This is a genomic window from Streptomyces sp. NPDC003023 (assembly GCF_042888225.1).
Lineage (GTDB): Bacteria > Actinomycetota > Actinomycetes > Streptomycetales > Streptomycetaceae > Streptomyces.
This window is the reverse complement of sequence record NZ_JBIAPL010000007.1, coordinates 308,521-327,302: the sequence shown is the minus strand read 5'-3', so window position 1 is coordinate 327,302 and position 18,782 is coordinate 308,521. Positions and strand designations below refer to the sequence as shown.

Sequence of the window (18,782 nt, the reverse complement as noted above, 5' to 3'; positions counted from 1 at the left end):
TCGGCGGAGTCTAAGCGAGTCCGCATCGATGGAACAACGCCCAGCATCCCACCGTGGTTCCTGGCCGGGCGAGTCCCCTCGCCGTCACGTCCCGAACAGACCCTGTTGTCCGCTTGCGCCCTGCGCCTGCTGGGGCGGCGTGAGTCCGAGGTGCGCCCAGGCGGCGGGCGTGGCGACCCGGCCACGGGGTGTACGGGCCAGCAGCCCCTCCCGGACGAGGAACGGCTCCGCGACCTCCTCGACTGTCTCGCGCTCCTCCCCCACGGCCACGGCCAGCGTCGACAGACCGACCGGCCCGCCGCCGAACAGTTTGAGCAGCGCCTGGAGCACGGCACGGTCGAGACGGTCCAGGCCGCGGGCGTCCACCTCGTACACCTGCAGCGCCGCGGCCGCCACGTCGCGGTTGATCGAGCCGTCCCCCTCCACCTGCGCGTAGTCGCGCACCCGGCGCAGCAGCCGGTTGGCGATCCGGGGCGTGCCACGGGAACGGCCGGCGATCTCGGCGGCGCCGTCGGTGTCGATCTCGACGTCGAGCAGCTGCGAGGAACGGTGGATCACTCGCTCCAGCTCGGCCGGCTCGTAGAACTCCATGTGGGCGGTGAAACCGAAGCGGTCCCGCAGCGGCGGGGGCAGCAGGCCGGCCCGTGTGGTGGCACCGACCAGGGTGAACGGGGGGAGCTCCAGCGGGATCGCCGTGGCACCGGGCCCCTTGCCGACGATCACGTCGACGCGGAAGTCCTCCATCGCCATGTACAGCATCTCCTCGGCGGGCCGGGACATCCGGTGGATCTCGTCGAGGAAGAGGACCTCGCCCTCCTGGAGGGAGGAGAGGATGGCCGCCAGGTCACCGGCGTGCTGGATGGCGGGGCCGGAGGTGATGCGGATCGGCGCGTTCATCTCCGAGGCGATGATCATGGACAGGGTCGTCTTGCCGAGGCCGGGAGCACCGGACAGCAGTACGTGGTCGGCGGTGGCGCCGCGTTGACGGGCGGCCCGCAGGACGAGGTCGAGCTGCTGACGGACCCTTTCCTGCCCGACGAATTCGTCGAGGGACTTGGGGCGCAGGGCGGCCTCGACGGCGCTGTCCTCGCCGTCGGCACAGGGCGCGACGAGGCGCGCGTCCGCGGCGGGGGTGGTCGTCGTCTCGTCGTCCCGGTTCACGTGGTGTCTGCCTTTGTGGTGGTGGTCCGTGCGGTGTCCTGCGGGTGGTGCGGCGTCACCGCACGCGGCTCAGGGACTGCAGCGCCGCCCTCAGCAGCGGTCCCACCTCGGGCGCCGCGCCCATCGCCTCCGCCTGCGGGGTGACGAGGGAGACCGCCTCGTCCGCCTCCCGCGTGGCGTAGCCGAGGCCGATCAGCGCACCGTGCAACTGGTCCCGCCAGGACTGGCTGACGGGCGCGCCGACGGCCTGCGACGCGGAGCCGAGCGGCGCCCCGAGGCGGTCCTTCAGTTCGAGCAGGAGTTTCTGCGCGCCCTTCTTGCCGATGCCGGGCACCGCGGTGAGGGCCTTCTCGTCCCCGCCGGCGACGGCCGTCCGCAGTGCGTCGGGGCTGTGCACGGCGAGCATCGCCTGCGCGAGCCTCGGCCCGACACCGCTCGCCGTCTGGAGCAGTTCGAACACCTGGCGCTCGTCGTCGTCGGCGAAGCCGTACAGCGTGAGCGAGTCCTCGCGGACGACGAGCGACGTCGCGAGCTTGGTGTCCTGCCCGATCCGCAGCCGGGACAGGGTGTCGGGGGTGCACTGGACGGCCATGCCGATGCCGCCGACCTCGATCACCGCGGTGGTCGGGGCGAGTGCGGCGACGGGGCCGCTCAAGAAGGCGATCATGCGGTACGGCCTTTCTGCGCGTACGCCGACGAGCGGTGCGCGGCGACAGCTTGCTGGAGACGGTTCTGGGCGGGCGCGCGCCAGATGTGGCAGATGGCGAGGGCGAGGGCGTCCGCCGCGTCGGCGGGCTTCGGCGGTGCGTCGAGGCGCAGCAGCCGGGTCACCATGGCCCCGACCTGCGCCTTGTCGGCCCGGCCGCTTCCGGTGACGGCCGCCTTCACCTCGCTTGGGGTGTGCAGGGCGACAGGGATGCCGCGCCGGGCGGCGCAGAGCATGGCCACGGCGCTGGCCTGGGCGGTGCCCATCACCGTACGCACATTGTGCTGGCTGAAGACCCGCTCCACGGCCACGAATTCGGGTTGGTACTCGTCGAGCCACCACTCGATGCCCTGCTCGACGGCGACCAGTCGGCTGCCCAGCTCGGCATCGGCGGGTGTCCTCACGACCCCCACACCCCGCATCGTCAGCGGACGGCCCGCGACGCCCTCGACGACGCCCACGCCGCACCGGGTGAGCCCCGGGTCCACCCCCAGCACGCGCACGCCACCACATCCTTCGCTCAACTGTTTGTGCAGGCTATCGGGTGGCACCGACAAAGCACGGACGGGCCGACGGGAGCGTGTCCCGTCGGCCCGTTCGTGTACGCGGCCATGAAGGCGCGTCAGGCGTCGACCTTCTCCATGACCTCGTCGGAGACGTCGAAGTTGGCGAAGACGTTCTGCACGTCGTCGCTGTCCTCGAGCGCGTCGATGAGCTTGAAGATCTTGCGCGCGCCTTCTTCGTCCAGCTCGACCTGCATGGTCGGGACGAAGTTGGCCTCGGCCGAGTCGTAGTCGATGCCGTTCTCCTGCAGGGCGGTGCGGACCGCGACCATGTCGGTGGCCTCGCTCAGCACCTCGAAGGACTCACCGAGGTCGTTGACCTCCTCGGCGCCCGCGTCGAGCACGGCACCCAGGACGTCGTCCTCGGTCAGCTCACCCTTGGGGACGATCACGACGCCCTTGCGGTTGAACAGGTACGACACCGAACCCGGGTCGGCCATGGAACCGCCGTTGCGGGTCATGGCGACCCGGACGTCGGAGGCGGCGCGGTTGCGGTTGTCGGTGAGGCACTCGATGAGCACCGCGACACCGTTCGGGCCGTAGCCCTCGTACATGATCGTCTCGTAGTCGACGCCGCCCGCCTCGAGACCACCGCCGCGCTTGACCGCGGAGTCGATGTTCTTGTTCGGGACGGAGCTCTTCTTGGCCTTCTGGATGGCGTCGAAGAGCGTCGGGTTGCCCTCGATGTCCGCGCCGCCGGTGCGCGCCGCGACCTCGATGTTCTTGATCAGCTTCGCGAAGAGCTTGCCGCGCTTGGCGTCGATCACGGCCTTCTTGTGCTTCGTCGTAGCCCATTTAGAGTGGCCGGACATCTGCCTGTCTCCTTCGCGTAACCCTTTACTGAACGAACCCGAGAGATCCTACCGGGATCCCGTCAGGCGTCGGCGCGCACCATCTCGACGAAAAGGGCGTGCACCCGGTGGTCGCCGGTCAGTTCGGGGTGGAACGAGGTCGCCAGCGCGTTGCCCTGGCGTACGGCGACGATGTGGCCGTCGTGCTCGGCGAGCACCTCGACCTGCGCGCCGACGGACTCGACCCACGGCGCGCGGATGAAGACGCCCTCGACCGGCTCCCCGTCCACGCCCCTGACGTCCACGGCGGCTTCGAACGACTCGTTCTGCCGCCCGAAGGCGTTGCGGCGGACGATCATGTCGATGCCGCCGAAGGTCTCCTGGCCGGACCGGGGATCGAGGATCTTGTCGGCGAGCATGATCAGGCCCGCGCAGGTGCCGTACACCGGCATTCCCGCACGCAGCCGCTCACGCAGCGGTTCCATCACGCCGAACAGGGTGGCCAGCTTCGAGATGGTGGTGGACTCGCCGCCCGGGATCACCAGGCCGTCGATCTCCGCCAGCTCCTCGGGGCGCCGGACCGGCCTGGCCACGGCGTCCGCCGCGGCCAGAGCGATCAGGTGCTCCCGTACGTCGCCCTGGAGGGCCAGGACACCGATCACGGGCGTCGTCATCACCAGCCCCGGTTGGCGTAGCGCTCGGCCTCGGGGAGGGTGTCGCAGTTGATGCCGACCATGGCCTCGCCGAGGTTGCGGGAGGCGTCCGCGATGATCTTCGGGTCGTCGTAGAAGGTGGTGGCCTTCACGATGGCGGCGGCGCGCTTGGCCGGGTCGCCCGACTTGAAGATGCCCGAGCCGACGAAGACGCCCTCTGCACCGAGCTGGCGCATCAGCGCGGCGTCCGCGGGGGTCGCCACACCGCCGGCGGAGAACAGCACGACCGGCAGCCTGCCGAGCTCGGAGACCTCCTTGACCAGCTCGTACGGGGCGCGGAGCTCCTTGGCGGCGGCGTAGAGCTCGTTGTTGTCGAAGCCGCGCAGCCGGGCGATCTCGTTCTTGATCTGACGCAGGTGACGGACGGCCTCGACGACGTTGCCCGTGCCGGCCTCGCCCTTCGAGCGGATCATGGCCGCGCCCTCGGCGATACGGCGCAGGGCCTCGCCCAGGTTGGTGGCACCGCAGACGAACGGCGTGGTGAAGGCGAACTTGTCGGAGTGGTTGACCTCGTCGGCCGGGGTGAGGACCTCGGACTCGTCGATGTAGTCGACGCCGAGGGACTGCAGCACCTGGGCCTCGACGAAGTGACCGATGCGGGACTTGGCCATGACCGGGATGGAGACCGCGTCGATGATCTCCTCGATCATGTTCGGGTCGGACATCCGGGCCACGCCGCCGTCCTTGCGGATGTCGGCGGGCACGCGCTCCAGCGCCATGACGGCGACGGCGCCCGCGTCCTCGGCGATCTTCGCCTGCTCGGCGTTGACCACGTCCATGATCACGCCGCCCTTGAGCTGCTCGGCCATGCCGCGCTTGACGCGGGCGGTGCCGGTCTCGGGGGTCTGCGGGGTGGGGGTGACGGACACGGGTACCTCACTCGATGACGACGTTGTGATGCGACACCGATGGAACAACCGCCGACCAGTCCACTGCAAGGGCCAATGAACAGCCGGTGGATCGTTTTCGCCGGTCAGGTGGCGATCATGCGGGCCGGTCCGCGAGCGCAGCGGGCGGTTCGTCGTCCATCTCGAAGGCCAGTGGGAACGGGGCGTGGCCCGCCAGCCGGAACCATCGGACCTTCCGGTGCCTGCGCAGGGCGCGTGCCGCGCGGACGGCGTCGTTGTGGAACCGGCGCGCCATGGGCACCCGGCGCACCGCCTGCGCGAGCTCGCCCGCCGCGTCCACGCCGCCCGGCACCGCGCGTACCGCCTCGACCTGTTCGGTCGCCCCGAACACGGCCCGCAGCGCGGCGCTCAGCTCGCTCTCCGCGACCTCGCGGTGCTCCTCCTGGGCCTGCCGGGCCTCGTGCGCGGCCTCGTACAGCACGATCGAGGCGGCGGGGTCGAGCACACCGGAGGTGGCGAGCTCCTGCGCGACGGACGCCCGCCGCAGCAACTGCGCGTCGAGCGCTGCGCGGGCGGCGTCGATCCGGGCGTGCAGCCGGTCGAGGCGGCCGGCGGTCCAGCTGAGGTACATACCGATGGCGACGAGTGCGACGACGATCCAGATCAGGGTGCTCACGGGCGGCAAGGCTACCGGGGGGCGCTGCGGGGTCGGCTCGCGCGGGGCGGGCGCGTGGCCGCTGCGCGGGGCGTGTTCCCCTGCCCGCCCTTTCCCGAAACCGGGGCACGCCCCGGACCCCGGCGCTCCCGCCCTGACGGGCGGCGTACCGCGCTTCGCGCGATGGCCTCGATCGCCGACCGGGCCGGCGCTGCGCGCGGCGACCCGACCCAGGGGGCGGGCGCACGTGACATCTCAGCCCCACCGGCGATCGAGGCCATCGGGCCCCGACGCCGACCGGGCCGAGGCCCCCACGGCAAACCACCCCGCACACAGGGACAACGCGAGCCCCGCCGACGACCGACCCACGCCAGCCCGAGCGCGCACCGACCGGGCCGAGGCCCCCTCCTCCACGGCAATCCACGCCGCGCACAGGGACGACGTGAGCCCCGCCGACGACCGAGCCACGCGGGCCCGGAAAAGGCCGACCGCCGTCGCGCGGCACCCCGGTCGGCGGACGAGAGCGTCATCAGGTCGCCGGCACCCCCGGCGCGGAGGTCCGGTGGGAGGCCCTCCCACGCCGCCAGGCTCAGGGGGCGGAGCCCATGGAAGACCGCGCGCAGCACCGCACAGGGTCGGGAAGGGGTTGGGGGTGGGGTGGGGAAACGGCCCGCGCAGGCGCGACCCGGCCCGCGTCAGTCCCGCGCCGCCAGGCCGAACCGTGCCCGCAGCCCCGCACGTTCGTCCGCCGCCACCGACGCCGCTCCGTCCGTCACCGTCTCGTACACCGACAGGATGTCCGCGCCCACGGTCGACCAGTCGAAGCGCCGTACGTGCGCGCTGCCCCGCGTACGCAGTTCCGCGCGCCGCTCCGGGTCGCGCAGCAGCCGCACCGCCGCGGTCGCCAGCGCCGCCGCGTCCTCATTGGCGAACAGCTCGCCCGCCGCGCCCTGGTCCAAGACCTGGGCGAAGGCGTCCAGGTCCGCGGCGAGCACCGGCGCGCCCGCCGACAACGCCTCCACGAGGATGATCCCGAAGCTCTCGCCGCCCGTGTTGGGCGCCACGTACACGTCGACGCTGCGCAGCAGCCGTGCCTTGTCCTCGTCACTGACCATCCCGAGGAACTCGACCTGCGAGCGCATCTCGCGCGGCAGGGAGGCGACGGCCTCCTCCTCGTCACCGCGGCCGGCGACGAGGAGCCGGGTGTCCGGGCATTCGGCGAGGATCGCCGGGAGCGCCTTCATCAGGACGGGCAGACCCTTGCGCGGTTCGTCGATGCGGCCGATGAAGCCGATCGTGTTCCCCTGCCACTCCTTCTTGGGCTCGGCCTTCTCGAAGAAGCCGACGTCGACGCCGTTGGGAATGACGACGGCGTCCCCGCCGAGGTGCTCCACCAGCGTCCGCCGCGCGTACTCGCTCACCGCGATCCGCGCGCTGATCTTCTCCAGCGCCGGCTGCAGGATCGGGTACGCGGCGATCATGGCCCGGGAGCGAGGGTTGGACGTGTGGAAGGTGGCGACAATCGGGCCCTGCGCCGCCCAGCACGACAGCAGCCCCAGTGACGGCGAGGCCGGTTCGTGGATGTGGATCACGTCGAAGGTGCCGTCGTGCAGCCAGCGCCGTACCCGGGCCGCCGACAGGAAGCCGAAGTTCAGCCGGGCCACCGACCCGTTGTACGGCACGGGGACGGCCCGCCCCGCCGAGACGACGTACGGCGGCAGGGGCGTCTCGTCGTCCGCCGGGGCGAGCACGGACACGTCGTGGCCGAGCCGGATCAAGTGGTCGGCGAGGTCCCGGATGTGGAACTGGACGCCGCCGGGCACGTCCCACGAGTACGGGCACACGATGCCGATCTTCACGTCCGGCGCTCCTCGAGGTCCGCGAGCCACAAACGCTGCAACATGTGCCAGTCCTCCGGGTGTTCGGCGATGCCCGTGGCGAAGGCGTCGGCCAGGGCTTGTGTCATGGAGGACGTCTTCTCGGCCCGTGTACCTGTCTCGGGCACCTCGACGGGCGGATGCACCCGGCCCTTCATCACGGACGTCTCGTCGTACCAGAGGGTCACCGGCAGCAGCAGTGCCCCGGTCTGCTGGGCGAGCAACGCGGGCCCGGCCGGCATCCGGGCCGTGTCACCGAAGAACTTCACTTCGACGCCGGACTCGGACAGATCACGGTCGGCCACCAGACAGACCAGGCCGCCGTCGCGCAGCCGTCTGGCGAGCGTGCCGAAGGCGGATCCGCCGGTGTGCGGGAGGACCTCCATGCCGAGGCTCTCCCGGTAGGCGACGAACCGGTCGTACAGGGACTCCGGCTTGAGCCGCTCGGCGACCGTGGTGAACGGCACCCCCAGGGCCCGCGTCACCCACACCCCGGCGACGTCCCAGTTCGCCAGGTGCGGCAGCGCCAGCACCACACCGCGGCCCGTGGCGAGGCCGTCGGTCAGACGGTGCATGTCGTCGCCGTCGAAGCTGCTCCGGGCCCGTTCCTGGCTCCACGCGGGCAGCCGGAACGACTCCATCCAGTAGCGCATGTACGAACGCATACCGGCCTTGGACAGCTCGGCGAGGCGCTCGGGGCTCGCATCCGGCACCACCCGGGCGAGGTTGGCCTCGAGCCGCAGGACGCCCTTGCCGCGCCGCTTCCACGCCGTGTCCGCGATGGTGCGGCCCAGCCGGGTCGCCATCGGCTCCGGCATCTTCTTGACCGCGGCCCAGCCCAGTCCGTACAGGGCGTCGGTCAGGCTGTCCCGCATCACGACGTCTCCGCCCCGCGCTCGTGCGCCGCGGCCGCGTCGGCCTCGGCCGACTCGCGCCGCACGGTCACGACCCGCTGCCCCAGCGTCACCACGCTGCCGGCCGCGACGATCCACAGGGCGATCGGCAGCAGGATGTCGACGCCGGGGACACCGAAGCCGTGCAGCCCGGCGAGACCGGCGGCCACCAGTGAGATCACCAGGCGTTCCGCACGCTCGACGAGCCCGTTGACCGCCACCGGCAGACCGATCGATTCGCCACGGGCCTTCGTGTACGAGACGACCTGGCCGCTGGCCAGGCAGAAGATGGCCACCGCGCACAGGACGTTGTCGTCGCCCCGGCCGGCGTACCAGAGGGCGAAGCCGCCGAAGATCGCCCCGTCGGCGACCCGGTCGAGGGTCGAGTCCAGGAAGGCACCCCACCGGCTCGAAACACCGGCCTGGCGCGCCATGTTGCCGTCGACCAGGTCCGAGAAGACGAACAGGGTGATGACGATCGTGCCCCAGAAGAACTCCCCCCGGGGGAAGAAGACCAGCGCTCCCGCCATCACACCCGCCGTGCCGATCAGGGTGACCGCGTCGGGGCTCACCCCGCGGCGGAGCAGAAACGCGGCGAACGGTGTGAGGACACGCGTGAAGAATGCACGCGCGTACTTGTTCAGCATGGCCTTCCCGAGGGTTCGGTGGGCCGCATGGCCCCGTCGGCCATCGGCTGGCCCATCGTAGTCACGCCCGCCCCGTGACAGCGCCGCGCACCCGCCCCCGGAGGCGCCGTCCGACGTATGGACGCACAGTGACGGGAGTGGAAAGCTCGAAAGACAACCGCGGGCCTCGCCGGAGCCGCCCCGGACGCCCTTGGGGACGCCTTCGAACGGCTCCCAGCCCGCCCGCGGCTTTCCCTCCTCGCCGTGCAATCGATCGGGAGGCAAGATCATGGGTGACAAGGCGCACGCACACCACCCCGGAGCCGCCGGCAGAGCAGTAACGGCCGACCGCCCCGCATCCGTACGGAATGTGGTGCTGGTCGGCCACAGCGGATCCGGCAAGACGACCCTGGTCGAGGCGCTGGCGCTGACCGCGGGAGCGGTCAACCGGGCCGGCCGGGTCGAGGACGGCGCGACGGTCTCCGACTACGACGAGATCGAGCACCGTCAGCAACGCTCCGTACAGCTCTCGCTCGTCCCCCTGGAGTGGGGCGGGTACAAGATCAACCTGTTGGACACCCCCGGATACGCCGACTTCGTCGGTGAGCTGCGCGCCGGTCTGCGAGCGGCGGACGCGGCCCTCTTCGTCGTCTCGGCCGCGCAGGAGGCCGATGCCGTGGCCGGCGCGACCCGCATGGTGTGGGAGGAGTGCGCCGCGGTGGGCATGCCGCGTGCGATCGTCGTGACGCACCTGGAGACCGCGCGCACCGGCTTCGACGAGCTCACCGCGGTCTGCGCCCGCGTCTTCGGCGGCGACGACCCCGACGCCGTACTGCCGCTCTACCTGCCGCGGTACGGCCCCCCGCACACCGACGGCCACGCACCGGTCACCGGCCTGGTGGGCCTGCTCACACAGAAGGTCTTCGACTACTCCTCCGGCGAGCGGCGGGAAGAGCCGCCGGACCCCGCCCAGACACCGCTGCTCGAAGAAGCCCGCGGCCGTCTGATCGAAGGGATCATCGCGGAGAGCGAGGACGAGACCCTCATGGACCGCTATCTCGGCGGCGAGGACATCGACCTCGGGACACTGATCGACGACCTGGAGAAGGCCGTGGCCCGCGGCACCTTCCACCCCGTGCTCGCCGCCGCCCCGGCCACGGGCGGCGCCAAGCAGGGCCTCGGCACCGTGGAACTGCTCGAGCTGATCACCGGAGGCTTCCCCACACCCCTCGAACCGGCCCCGCCGGCCGTCACCTCCCCCGACGGCGAACCGCGCCCGCGGATCAGCTGCGACCCCTCGGGGCCGCTCGTCGCCGAGGTCGTCAAGACGGCCTCCGACCCCTACGTCGGACGGATCTCGCTGGTCCGGGTCTTCTCCGGGACCCTGCGTCCCGACGACACCGTGCACGTCTCCGGGCACGGGCTCGCCGACCGGGGCCACGAGGACCACGACGTCGACGAACGCGTCGGCGCCCTGTCCGCGCCGTTCGGCAAACAGCAGCGCCCCCTCCCCCACGTCGTCGCCGGCGACCTGGCCTGCGTCGCGAAGCTCTCCCGCGCGGAGACCGGTGACACGCTCTCCGCCAAGGACAATCCGCTCCTCATGGAACCGTGGGCCATGCCCGACCCGTTGCTGCCGCTGGCCGTCGAGGCCCACAGCAAGGCGGACGAGGACCGGCTCTCCCAGGGGCTCGCCCGCCTCGTCGCCGAGGATCCGACCATGCGGCTCGAGCAGAACCAGGCCACCCACCAGGTCGTCCTGTGGTGCCTGGGCGAGGCGCACGCGGACGTCGCCCTGGAACGGCTGCGCAACCGCTACGGCGTCCAGGTCGACGTCGTCCCGCACAGGGTGTCGCTGCGCGAGACCTTCCAGGAGAGCTCCGCCGGCCGCGGCCGTCATGTCAAACAGTCCGGTGGGCACGGCCAGTTCGCGATCTGCGAGATCGACGTCGACCCGCTGCCTCCGGGCTCCGGCATCGAGTTCGTCGACAAGGTCGTCGGCGGCGCGGTGCCACGCCAGTTCATCCCGTCCGTGGAGAAGGGCGTTCGTGCCCAGGCGGCACGCGGCGTGGCCGCCGGCTATCCCCTCGTCGACGTACGGATCACCCTGCGCGACGGCAAGGCCCACTCCGTGGACTCCTCCGACGCCGCCTTCCAGACAGCCGGCGCCCTGGCTCTGCGCGAGGCCGCCGCCGACACCCGGATCAATCTGCTCGAGCCCGTCGCGGAGTTGCGGGTGCTCGTCTCCGACGAGTACGTGGGTCCGGTGATGAGCGACCTGTCCGGCCGCCGCGGCAGGGTCGTCGGCACCGAGCAGACGGCCGGTTCCCGCACCCTGGTGCGGGCGGAGGTCCCCGAACTGGAGATCGGCAGATACGCCGTGGACCTGCGCGCGATCTCGCACGGCACCGGCCGGTTCAGCCGTTGCTACGCCCGTCACGAGGCCATGCCCCAGCAGGTCGCCGAAAAGCTGCGCGACCAGGGCGGGAACGGCTCCAAGGCGCCGTGACGGCGCCCCCGTCCGCCTGCGCCGGCCCCGGGGCGACACGGGCGGGCGCTCGGGGCGCACGGGCGGAGCACGGACAGCAGGCACCGGGCAGGGGGCGACGCGATCGCCCACTGACGTGACGGCCCCGGCCTCGCTAGGCTGGGGCCACCTGCTGGGCTGCCCAGCTCAGCAGGTGTGCGGATCACGGTAGTTGGGAACAGGCCGCAGAGCACGATCAAGCGGCGATGGGGGCGGTAGTGGCGAACGACCTATTCGATTTCACGCCCGGGGCGCAGGTTCCCCTCATGGGCGCGGCCGGACAGACGGCGGCGACGCACGCCCTCGCGTCGGCCGCCTACCGGGACTCCGAACTGAAGGAGATCCTCAAGGCCAACAGCGAGTGGCACAAGTCCGAGGTGAAGCCGGGAAAGGTCTCGCTCTTCGAGGCCAACCTCGGAGAGGCCTTCTGCCGGGCCGTGCAGACCCGGATGCTCGGCGGCGGCCGCAAGGCGCTCATCCAGTCGTTCGGCACCGAACCCCAGTCCGTGGTCGAGCACTGCCTCGCCGCCACCCGCCTGCGCCGCGAACGCGACAGCAGGCTCACCGCCGTCATGGCCGTGTGCGGACTGCTCTTCCTGCCGGGCCTGCTCCTGTGGCTCGGTGTCTTCCAACTCCGCCGCACTCTCGCGGGATCGCAGAACAGGACCGCCGGCACGCTCGGCAGCCTGCTGCTCGTGGGCGTCGGCATCCTCGCCGCGCTCGTCCTCTTCCGGCTCCCGTTCGGCGGCTTCTGGGCGTACTACGTGCGCGCCATGCTGGTCGCCCCCGTCATCGGCTGGTTCATCGCCAAGCGCATCTGCGAATCCTCCGCCAAGGACATGCGCGACCGCTGGGACGGACTCCTGTCCGGCGGCGGCATCGGCGCCAAGGTGCCGGAGGCCGTACCGGGCAACCCGGGCGACGCCGCCCGCGAGCAGCTCCGCCAGGGACTGGAGAAGCTCACCGCGGAGCAGCGCTCCAACGTCGTCTTCTACGCCGGCCCCAAGGGGATACTCGGCATGGGCACCCGCTGGGGAAGCTGGCAGATGGCCGAGGAGCTCGTCTCCAAGGACCCGGCCAAGGAGATCAACCAGTTCCGCAGCTGGGACGTCGTACGGGCCATTCACGACAAGCTCAAGCTGCTGGAGCGCGGCCCGCTCAACTCGGGCGGCTTCCCGCCGCCCTCGGTCAGGCACTGGATCGTCTCCCCCGTCGGCGAGAACGCCGGCTCCGTCGCACGCCCGGAGGGCCAGGAGGTCGAGGCCTTCCAGATCCGCGGCAACGAGATCCAGCGCATCTGCAACCACCAGCAGTTCGGCAGCGGCAACCGCCACTACCTGGGCGTGCAGTTCACCCTCTGGGACGGCCAGCTCGTCATCACCATGATGATCACCGTCACGGTGCTCCACGAGACCCTGCGCGTCGAGGTCACCGGTCACGCGCTCGGCCCCGTCCACTCCCTCTTCACCACGAAACCCGAGCCGAAGACCGTCACCGTCAGCAAGACGGTCCGCTTCTGGGAGACCGTCGACCGGGTGCTGCCCCTGGTGGACGCCAAGGAGGTGGTGCGCCTCGCCGTGCGGGCGCCGTTCACCTGGTACCCGCCGCTGCTGGACTTCCTCGGCGGCAAGCTCGTGCTGCCCGAGCCCTTCGGCCTCCGGCACGCCTGGGCGGACAAGCCGTGGCGCCACCGGTTCATGGCCGACGACGCCATGCGCGCCGCCGCACCCGTGCTGCGCGTGGCGCACGCCGCGGCGCTGAGGGTCCTCGACGAGAACGGCGTCGACACGGAGCGCTTCGGCAGCCGCTCGCTGGCCGTCAGCGGCAGCATCCAGGACCCGGCGCCGGGGAAGGCCGACGTCTACGACGCGTGAGCGTCAGCCCTGCGGCCAGTGCTCGGCGAGCATCCTGCGGGTGTCGCCGAGCAGTTGGGGCAGCACCTTGGTGTTGCCCACGACCGGCATGAAGTTGGTGTCGCCGCCCCAGCGCGGCACGATGTGCTGGTGCAGGTGCGCGGCGATACCGGCGCCCGCGGCCGAGCCCTGGTTGAGGCCGATGTTGAACCCGTGCGCACCGGACGCGGCACGCAGGGCGGTCATCGCCTGCTTGGTCAGCGTGGCGAGCTCCACGGTCTCCGCGTCGTCCAGCTCCGTGTAGTCGGCGACGTGCCGGTAGGGCACCACCATGAGGTGGCCGCCGTTGTAGGGGTACAGATTCAGCACGGCGTAGACGCGCCGGCCACGGGCGACGATCAGACCGTCCTCGTCGGACTTCGACGGGATCGAGCAGAACGGGCAGCCGTCCCCGGATCCGGGGCCGGTGGGCTTGTTCTCACCCTGGATGTACGCCATCCGGTGAGGCGTCCACAGTCGCTGGAACGCGTCAGGCGTCCCGACTCCGATCTGCTGCTCCGGCTGCTCTGTCGTCATGCGGGCCAGCATATTCGGCGCTGCTCGCGGCATGCGGCGAGGGGCGGCCCCGGGAAGGAGCCGCCCCTCGGTCATTCCCGCCAGGGCGGGGAAGGGTCAGACCTGTACGCGACGCTCCACCACGTCGCAGAGCTTGGCCAGCGCCTCGTCACGGGCGATCCCGTTCTCCTGCGAGCCGTCGCGGTAGCGGAACGAGACCGTGCCGGCGTTCATGTCGTCGTCGCCGACGATGATCATGAACGGGACCTTCAGCTTCTGGTGGTTGCGGATCTTCTTCTGCATCCGGTCCGAGGAGGAATCCACCTCGACCCGCAGGCCCTTCTTCTTCGCGTCCACCGCGAATGCCTGCAGGTAGTCGACGTGCGCGTCGCCGATCGGGATGCCGACCGCCTGCACCGGCGCCAGCCACGGCGGCATCGCCCCCGCGTAGTGTTCCAGCAGCACCGCGAAGAACCGCTCGATCGAGCCGAACAATGCCCGGTGGATCATGACCGGACGCTGCTTGGTCCCGTCAGGGCCGGTGTACTCAAGGTCGAAACGGGCCGGCAGATTGAAGTCCAACTGGATGGTGGACATCTGCCAGGTCCGGCCGATGGCGTCCTTGGCCTGGACGGAGATCTTCGGCCCGTAGAACGCGGCGCCGCCCGGGTCGGGGACCAGCGGGAGGCCCTGCTTCTCGGCCACCTGCCGCAGCGTCTCGGTGGCCTCCTCCCAGATCTCGTCGGAGCCGACGAACTTCTCCGGGTCCTTGGTGGACAGCTCCAGGTAGAAGTCGGTCAGACCGTAGTCGCGCAGCAGGTTCAGCACGAAGGTGAGCGTCGAGTCGAGCTCGTCCGCCATCTGCTCCTTGGTGCAGTAGATGTGCGCGTCGTCCTGGGTGAAGCCGCGGGCACGGGTCAGACCGTGCACGACGCCCGACTTCTCGTACCGGTACACCGTGCCGAACTCGAACAGGCGCAGCGGCAGTTCGCGGTAGGACCGGCCCCGCGCGTCGAAGATCAGGTTGTGCATCGGGCAGTTCATGGGCTTGAGGTAGTAGTCCACGCCCTCGTCGAGCTGCATGGGCGGATACATGCCCTCGGCGTACCAGTCCAGGTGGCCCGAGGTCTCGAAGAGCTTCCCCTTGGTGGCGTGCGGGGTGTAGACGAACTCGTAGCCCTCCTCCTCGTGCCGCCTGCGCGAGTAGTCCTCCATGACCCGGCGGATGATGCCGCCCTTGGGGTGGAAGACCGCGAGGCCCGAGCCGATCTGCTCGGGGACGGAGAACAGGTCGAGCTCGTTGCCCAGCTTGCGGTGGTCACGCTTCTCGGCCTCGGCCAGGAACTCGAGGTGCGCCTTCAGCTCGTCCTTCGACGGCCAGGCGGTGCCGTAGATGCGCTGGAGCATCGGGTTCTTCTCGCTGCCGCGCCAGTACGCGGCGGCGTTGCGCATCAGCTTGAACGCAGGGATGTTGCGGGTGGTCGGCAGGTGCGGACCACGGCAGAGGTCCTTCCAGCACAGCTCGCCCGTCTTGGCGTCCAGGTTGTCGTAGATGGTCAGCTCGCCCGCGCCGACCTCCACGTCCGCGCCGTCGTCCGAGGACGCCGAGCCCTTGAGCCCGATGAGCTCCAGCTTGTACGGCTCGTCCGCGAGCTCCTCGCGCGCGGCCTCGTCGGTGACGACGCGGCGCGAGAAGCGCTGACCCCGCTTCTGGATCTCCTGCATCTTCTTCTCGATGGCCTTGAGGTCATCGGGATGGAAGGGCTTCTCGACATCGAAGTCGTAGTAGAAGCCGTCCTTGACCGGCGGGCCGATGCCGAGCTTGGCCTCCGGGAAGAGCTCCTGCACGGCCTGGGCCATGACGTGCGCGGTGGAGTGGCGCAGGATGGCCAGGCCGTCCTCGGAGGAGATCTCGACGGGCTCCGCCTCCTCGCCGTCCTTCAGCTCGTACGCGAGGTCCTTCAGCTCGCCGCCCACGCGGGCCGCGACGACGGTGCGCTCGGGGAAGAGGTCGGCGGCCGTAGTGCCCGTCGTCACCACGCGCTCTTCCCGCTCGGAATCGCGTTGGATGATCACACGGACGTCTGACACCGGTCTCTCCTGACTGAAGGCGGATGCGTACGCGACCCGTATTGCGTACGCACTCGGAATCGTACCGAGCCGAAGGGGCCGCTCGCGAAACGGTCGGGGCCGCTATCCGTCGGTCTCCTGGTCGCCGGTCTCCTCGAGGAAGTCGGGATTCTCCTGCAGCGACTTCATCAGGCGGTCGCGTTCCGCCTCGTCCACCGGCACCGGCACCACTCCGGAGGCATCGGTGAGCCGGCGGAACCCGCCCCTGCTCTCCAGCCGTCCCGCCACCCGGATCGGCACTCCCACCAGGTGGGCGTGGCCGGCGGCGCGGTACGCGTCCTCGTCGAGCGCCACTCTCACATGGGGGACGTCGGCGCCCGCCAGGACCCGCAGGCGCACGGTACCTGCGCCCCGCGGCCCCGAGCGCCTCATGCGCACCACGGTGCCGGTGATCCGGACCGGCACGGACGGCTCGTCCTGGAGGTAGCGGGCGCCCGCGGCCCGGAGCGCGGGAAGGTCGCCGGGCGAGAACTCGACCGGTTCCATACGGGCGGGGCAGCCCGGCGGCACTCCGGCTGCGGGCGACCAGCCGAGGCCGACGCGGGCCCCTTCCGAGCCGCGTACGAGCACGATCAGGGCTTCGGTCAGTTCACGGCTCACTCCGGCCCGGACCGCCGCGTCGAAGGCCTCGGTGCCGCCGGTCGCGCGCTGGAAGTCGATGGCTTCCCTGGCGGCCTGCAGGGCGTGGCAGAGGCGTACCGCGAGGGCCCGCCCGGACCGTACGGGCACGAAGGCGGTGAGGGACCGGCCGCCGGGCGCAGGTCCGACGAGGACACCTTCCAGCAGGGCCTGTGCCGCCCGGCGGTGGCGCGAACCGTAGTAGCCGGCGCGTTCGCGTGCGGCGAGCGCCCCGGCGAGCAGCATCTGCCGCGCGCCGGAACGCAGTTGTTCCTGGACGGTCCAGGAAGCGGTGCCCGGGGGCCCGTCCTGCGGTACGTCGCGCCACCAGCGGATCTCGTCACTGGGGACGGTCAGCCCGACGAGCACGTCCTTGGCGGAGGGGGCTGCGCTCCGTACGAGGGCGGTGATGGCCTCTCCGAGGAGGTCCTGGGAGTCGGGGAAGGCCTTGCTCTCGGGCACGAGCAGACTGGTGCCCCCGGTGGCGGGCCCCGGCGGGGTCCAGCGGGTGTAGCGGCCCGCGGCGCCGCCGCGGCGGCGCCAGCCGTGCCGGTCCAGCAGCGCGCCGAGGACTGCGGGGTCGACCTCTGCGGGGTCGGGTTCGGCCGCCCCGAGCCAGGGGTCGGGCGGCTCCGCGGCGCTCGGGTGCGGGCGCATGTGGTCGTCGAAAGGCCGGTGCATCAGGGTCTCCCTCCCGCCCCGACGCGCGTCATGATCTCGCAGAGTGCCCGGTCGTCGAAGATCCGCGAGGTCGGGATGCGCACGGTGGTCCTGCGCCTGCCGGTCACTCCTTGGCCGGCCAGGTTGGTCCAGTAGCAGCAGTGCCTCAGGTCGAGCCGGTCGTGCCCGGCCCGCAGCCACTCGTCCTGGGTCCTGGGCACGAGCATCACGACCAGGATCTTGTGCACGGAGACAGGGGTGCGGGCCAGTTTCACCAGGTGGTCGTTGTCGAGGGTGAACGAGAACGCGGGCCCCGGCGGGTGCGGCGGGATCTGGTAGGTGCATTTCAGCTGCACCTTGATGGTGACCTCGTCGTCGACCGTGTGCCCGGCCGAGCTGTGGCTGACATGCCAGTCGATGCCGTTGTCCGGGAACGGCTGGGAGAGCGAGCAGCCGGCCGCGGCGGCGACGGCATGCAGATAGCCCACTTGGAGGGTCTCCATGCAGGCGGTCGTGGCGAGTCCTCCGCGCAGCGGGAGCGTCCGCTGCGGCTGGGGATCCTTCCCGCTTGCTGGGGACAGCCCTCCCTGCTCGGGCTGGGCGAGCGCCATGGCGATTTCCTTCCCCGTCAACAGTGTTGTCACCGGGCTGCGTACGGTGCAAACAGCCCGGGTATCACCGATTCGGGCAGGGGCTCATGCCATCTGCCGGATGAGTGCGAGGAGTTCGGGGATGACGCACTGGTATGACGGCCCCCTGGCCGCATTTGACACAGAGACAACAGGAGTCGACGTCGAGGAGGACCGGATCGTCTCGGCCGCGGTCGTGGTCCAGGACTCGCCCGGCGGGCGGCCGAGGATCACACGCTGGCTGGTCAATCCGGGTGTGCCCGTGCCGCCGGAGGCCGTCGAGGTGCACGGGCTGACCGACGACCACCTTCAGCGCAACGGCCGTTGGCCCGCGCCGGTGATGGAGGAGATAGCCCGGTCGCTGGCAGAGCAGTGCTTGGCGGCCCGGCCGCTGGTCGTGATGAACGCGCCGTTCGACCTGACCCTGCTGGACAGGGAACTGAGGCGCCACCGTGCGTCGTCGCTGAGCCGCTGGCTCGACCGGTCGCCGCTGTGCGTGCTGGACCCCCGGGTGCTGGACAAGCATCTGGACCGCTACCGCAAGGGCCGGCGAACGCTCACGGACCTGTGCGCGCAGTACGAGGTGGTGCTGGACGGCGCTCACGACGCGGCGGCGGACGCGCTGGCGGCGCTGGAGGTCGTACGGGCGGTGGGGCGGCGTTTCAACACCCGCCTGGAGCGGTTGTCACCGGCGGAGCTGCACACGCTGCAGGCGGTGTGGCACGCGGCACAGGCGCGGGGGCTGCAGGCGTGGTTCGCCCGCAGTGGCGCGCCTGAGGCGGTCGATCCCGCGTGGCCGCTGCGGCCCGAGCTGCCTGCCGCGGCCTGAGTCCGGGCGGCGGGAATGAGCAAGGCCGGTCCGTCTTCGACGGACCGGCCTCTCCCGGTGGGCGATACTGGGTTCGAACCAGTGACCTCTTCGGTGTGAACGAAGCGCTCTCCCACTGAGCTAATCGCCCGGGAACGGACTGAACAAT

At 71.1% G+C, this 18,782-nt stretch carries 17 protein-coding genes and 1 tRNA gene; 3 read left to right on the top strand and 15 right to left on the bottom strand.

The genetic code is table 11. From position 1 onward, the window contains the following. Nucleotides 1–84: 84 nt before the first annotated feature. The 10 genes from ruvB to pgsA all read right to left on the bottom strand — a co-directional run bounded on the left by ruvB (nt 85) and on the right by pgsA (nt 8,854). Nucleotides 85–1,161 (bottom strand): Holliday junction branch migration DNA helicase RuvB, encoded by a 1,077-nt coding sequence (gene ruvB / locus ACFYV1_RS23995; RefSeq protein WP_389397580.1) that lies wholly within the window; start codon nt 1,159–1,161, stop codon nt 85–87. A gap of 55 nt (nt 1,162–1,216) precedes the next feature. Further along, nucleotides 1,217–1,828, bottom strand: coding sequence for a Holliday junction branch migration protein RuvA (ruvA, locus tag ACFYV1_RS23990; protein WP_389397579.1), 612 nt, complete (start codon nt 1,826–1,828; stop codon nt 1,217–1,219). Continuing rightward, nucleotides 1,825–2,370 (bottom strand): crossover junction endodeoxyribonuclease RuvC, encoded by a 546-nt coding sequence (gene ruvC, locus ACFYV1_RS23985; RefSeq protein ID WP_389397578.1) that lies wholly within the window; start codon nt 2,368–2,370, stop codon nt 1,825–1,827. The genes ruvA and ruvC overlap by 4 nt, the downstream gene beginning before the upstream one ends. Nucleotides 2,371–2,489: 119 nt before the next feature. Beyond that, nucleotides 2,490–3,242, bottom strand: a complete 753-nt coding sequence (locus ACFYV1_RS23980; RefSeq protein WP_389397577.1) for a YebC/PmpR family DNA-binding transcriptional regulator — start codon at nt 3,240–3,242, stop codon at nt 2,490–2,492. Nucleotides 3,243–3,304: 62 nt separating this feature from the next. Then, nucleotides 3,305–3,895: a pyridoxal 5'-phosphate synthase glutaminase subunit PdxT gene (pdxT, locus tag ACFYV1_RS23975; RefSeq protein ID WP_389397576.1), complete on the bottom strand. Its 591-nt coding sequence runs from the start codon at nt 3,893–3,895 to the stop codon at nt 3,305–3,307. Continuing rightward, the gene (pdxS, locus tag ACFYV1_RS23970; protein WP_389397575.1) at nt 3,895–4,803 is read right to left on the bottom strand and encodes a pyridoxal 5'-phosphate synthase lyase subunit PdxS; all 909 of its coding nucleotides are present in this window, start codon (nt 4,801–4,803) and stop codon (nt 3,895–3,897) included. The genes pdxT and pdxS overlap by 1 nt, the downstream gene beginning before the upstream one ends. A gap of 115 nt (nt 4,804–4,918) precedes the next feature. Continuing rightward, on the bottom strand, nt 4,919–5,413 hold the full coding sequence (locus ACFYV1_RS23965) for a hypothetical protein (protein ID WP_389397715.1): 495 nt from the start codon (nt 5,411–5,413) through the stop codon (nt 4,919–4,921). Nucleotides 5,414–6,132: 719 nt separating this feature from the next. Then, on the bottom strand, nt 6,133–7,296 hold the full coding sequence (locus ACFYV1_RS23960; protein WP_389397574.1) for a glycosyltransferase family 4 protein: 1,164 nt from the start codon (nt 7,294–7,296) through the stop codon (nt 6,133–6,135). Beyond that, nucleotides 7,293–8,189 carry a phosphatidylinositol mannoside acyltransferase gene (locus tag ACFYV1_RS23955; protein WP_389397573.1) on the bottom strand — a complete coding sequence of 299 codons (897 nt, stop codon included), beginning with the start codon at nt 8,187–8,189 and terminating at the stop codon, nt 7,293–7,295. Before ACFYV1_RS23955 ends, ACFYV1_RS23960 begins: the two co-directional genes overlap by 4 nt. Next, nucleotides 8,189–8,854: a phosphatidylinositol phosphate synthase gene (pgsA, locus tag ACFYV1_RS23950; protein WP_389397572.1), complete on the bottom strand. Its 666-nt coding sequence runs from the start codon at nt 8,852–8,854 to the stop codon at nt 8,189–8,191. Before pgsA ends, ACFYV1_RS23955 begins: the two co-directional genes overlap by 1 nt. A 268-nt stretch (nt 8,855–9,122) precedes the next feature. Here pgsA and ACFYV1_RS23945 point away from each other — a divergent pair, with 268 nt between their 5' ends. Both ACFYV1_RS23945 and ACFYV1_RS23940 read left to right on the top strand, forming a co-directional pair. Next, nucleotides 9,123–11,342: an elongation factor G-like protein EF-G2 gene (locus ACFYV1_RS23945; RefSeq protein ID WP_389397571.1), complete on the top strand. Its 2,220-nt coding sequence runs from the start codon at nt 9,123–9,125 to the stop codon at nt 11,340–11,342. Nucleotides 11,343–11,578: 236 nt separating this feature from the next. After that, nucleotides 11,579–13,234, top strand: coding sequence for a hypothetical protein (locus ACFYV1_RS23940; protein ID WP_389397570.1), 1,656 nt, complete (start codon nt 11,579–11,581; stop codon nt 13,232–13,234). 3 nt (nt 13,235–13,237) lie between these two features. On the opposite strand, the gene ACFYV1_RS23935 is transcribed toward ACFYV1_RS23940, so the two are convergent. The 4 genes from ACFYV1_RS23935 to ACFYV1_RS23920 form a co-directional block, all read right to left on the bottom strand. Further along, complete coding sequence (locus tag ACFYV1_RS23935) at nt 13,238–13,801, bottom strand: HIT family protein (protein ID WP_389397569.1); 564 nt, start codon at nt 13,799–13,801, stop codon at nt 13,238–13,240. An 84-nt stretch (nt 13,802–13,885) separates the two neighbouring features. Next, nucleotides 13,886–15,859 carry a threonine--tRNA ligase gene (gene thrS / locus ACFYV1_RS23930; protein WP_389397568.1) on the bottom strand — a complete coding sequence of 658 codons (1,974 nt, stop codon included), beginning with the start codon at nt 15,857–15,859 and terminating at the stop codon, nt 13,886–13,888. Between the two features lie 102 nt (nt 15,860–15,961). Then, entirely contained in the window at nt 15,962–17,197 is a 1,236-nt protein-coding gene (locus ACFYV1_RS23925; protein WP_389397567.1) for a hypothetical protein, read from the bottom strand. Then, a complete protein-coding gene (locus tag ACFYV1_RS23920; protein ID WP_389397566.1) occupies nt 17,197–17,787 on the bottom strand; it encodes a DUF4365 domain-containing protein in 591 nt (196 codons plus the stop codon). Before ACFYV1_RS23920 ends, ACFYV1_RS23925 begins: the two co-directional genes overlap by 1 nt. A gap of 121 nt (nt 17,788–17,908) precedes the next feature. On the opposite strand from ACFYV1_RS23920, the gene ACFYV1_RS23915 reads away from it, so the two are divergent. Continuing rightward, nucleotides 17,909–18,634: a 3'-5' exonuclease gene (locus ACFYV1_RS23915; protein ID WP_389397565.1), complete on the top strand. Its 726-nt coding sequence runs from the start codon at nt 17,909–17,911 to the stop codon at nt 18,632–18,634. Between the two features lie 58 nt (nt 18,635–18,692). Here ACFYV1_RS23915 and ACFYV1_RS23910 read toward each other — a convergent pair. After that, a tRNA-Val gene (locus ACFYV1_RS23910) sits at nt 18,693–18,764 on the bottom strand. Nucleotides 18,765–18,782: the final 18 nt, after the last annotated feature.

Bases quoted from the DNA above. Each gene is read 5' to 3' on its own strand.
- ruvA (WP_389397579.1), bottom strand. From the start codon at position 1,828: ATGATCGCCTTCTTGAGCGGCCCCGTCGCCGCACTCGCCCCGACCACC.
- ACFYV1_RS23980 (WP_389397577.1), bottom strand. From the start codon at position 3,242: ATGTCCGGCCACTCTAAATGGGCTACGACGAAGCACAAGAAGGCCGTG.
- pdxT (WP_389397576.1), bottom strand. From the start codon at position 3,895: ATGACGACGCCCGTGATCGGTGTCCTGGCCCTCCAGGGCGACGTACGG.
- ACFYV1_RS23965 (WP_389397715.1), bottom strand. From the start codon at position 5,413: ATGTACCTCAGCTGGACCGCCGGCCGCCTCGACCGGCTGCACGCCCGG.
- ACFYV1_RS23955 (WP_389397573.1), bottom strand. From the start codon at position 8,189: ATGCGGGACAGCCTGACCGACGCCCTGTACGGACTGGGCTGGGCCGCG.
- pgsA (WP_389397572.1), bottom strand. From the start codon at position 8,854: ATGCTGAACAAGTACGCGCGTGCATTCTTCACGCGTGTCCTCACACCG.
- ACFYV1_RS23945 (WP_389397571.1), top strand. From the start codon at position 9,123: ATGGGTGACAAGGCGCACGCACACCACCCCGGAGCCGCCGGCAGAGCA.
- ACFYV1_RS23935 (WP_389397569.1), bottom strand. From the start codon at position 13,801: ATGCTGGCCCGCATGACGACAGAGCAGCCGGAGCAGCAGATCGGAGTC.
- ACFYV1_RS23925 (WP_389397567.1), bottom strand. From the start codon at position 17,197: ATGCACCGGCCTTTCGACGACCACATGCGCCCGCACCCGAGCGCCGCG.
- ACFYV1_RS23920 (WP_389397566.1), bottom strand. From the start codon at position 17,787: ATGGCGCTCGCCCAGCCCGAGCAGGGAGGGCTGTCCCCAGCAAGCGGG.
- ACFYV1_RS23915 (WP_389397565.1), top strand. From the start codon at position 17,909: ATGACGCACTGGTATGACGGCCCCCTGGCCGCATTTGACACAGAGACA.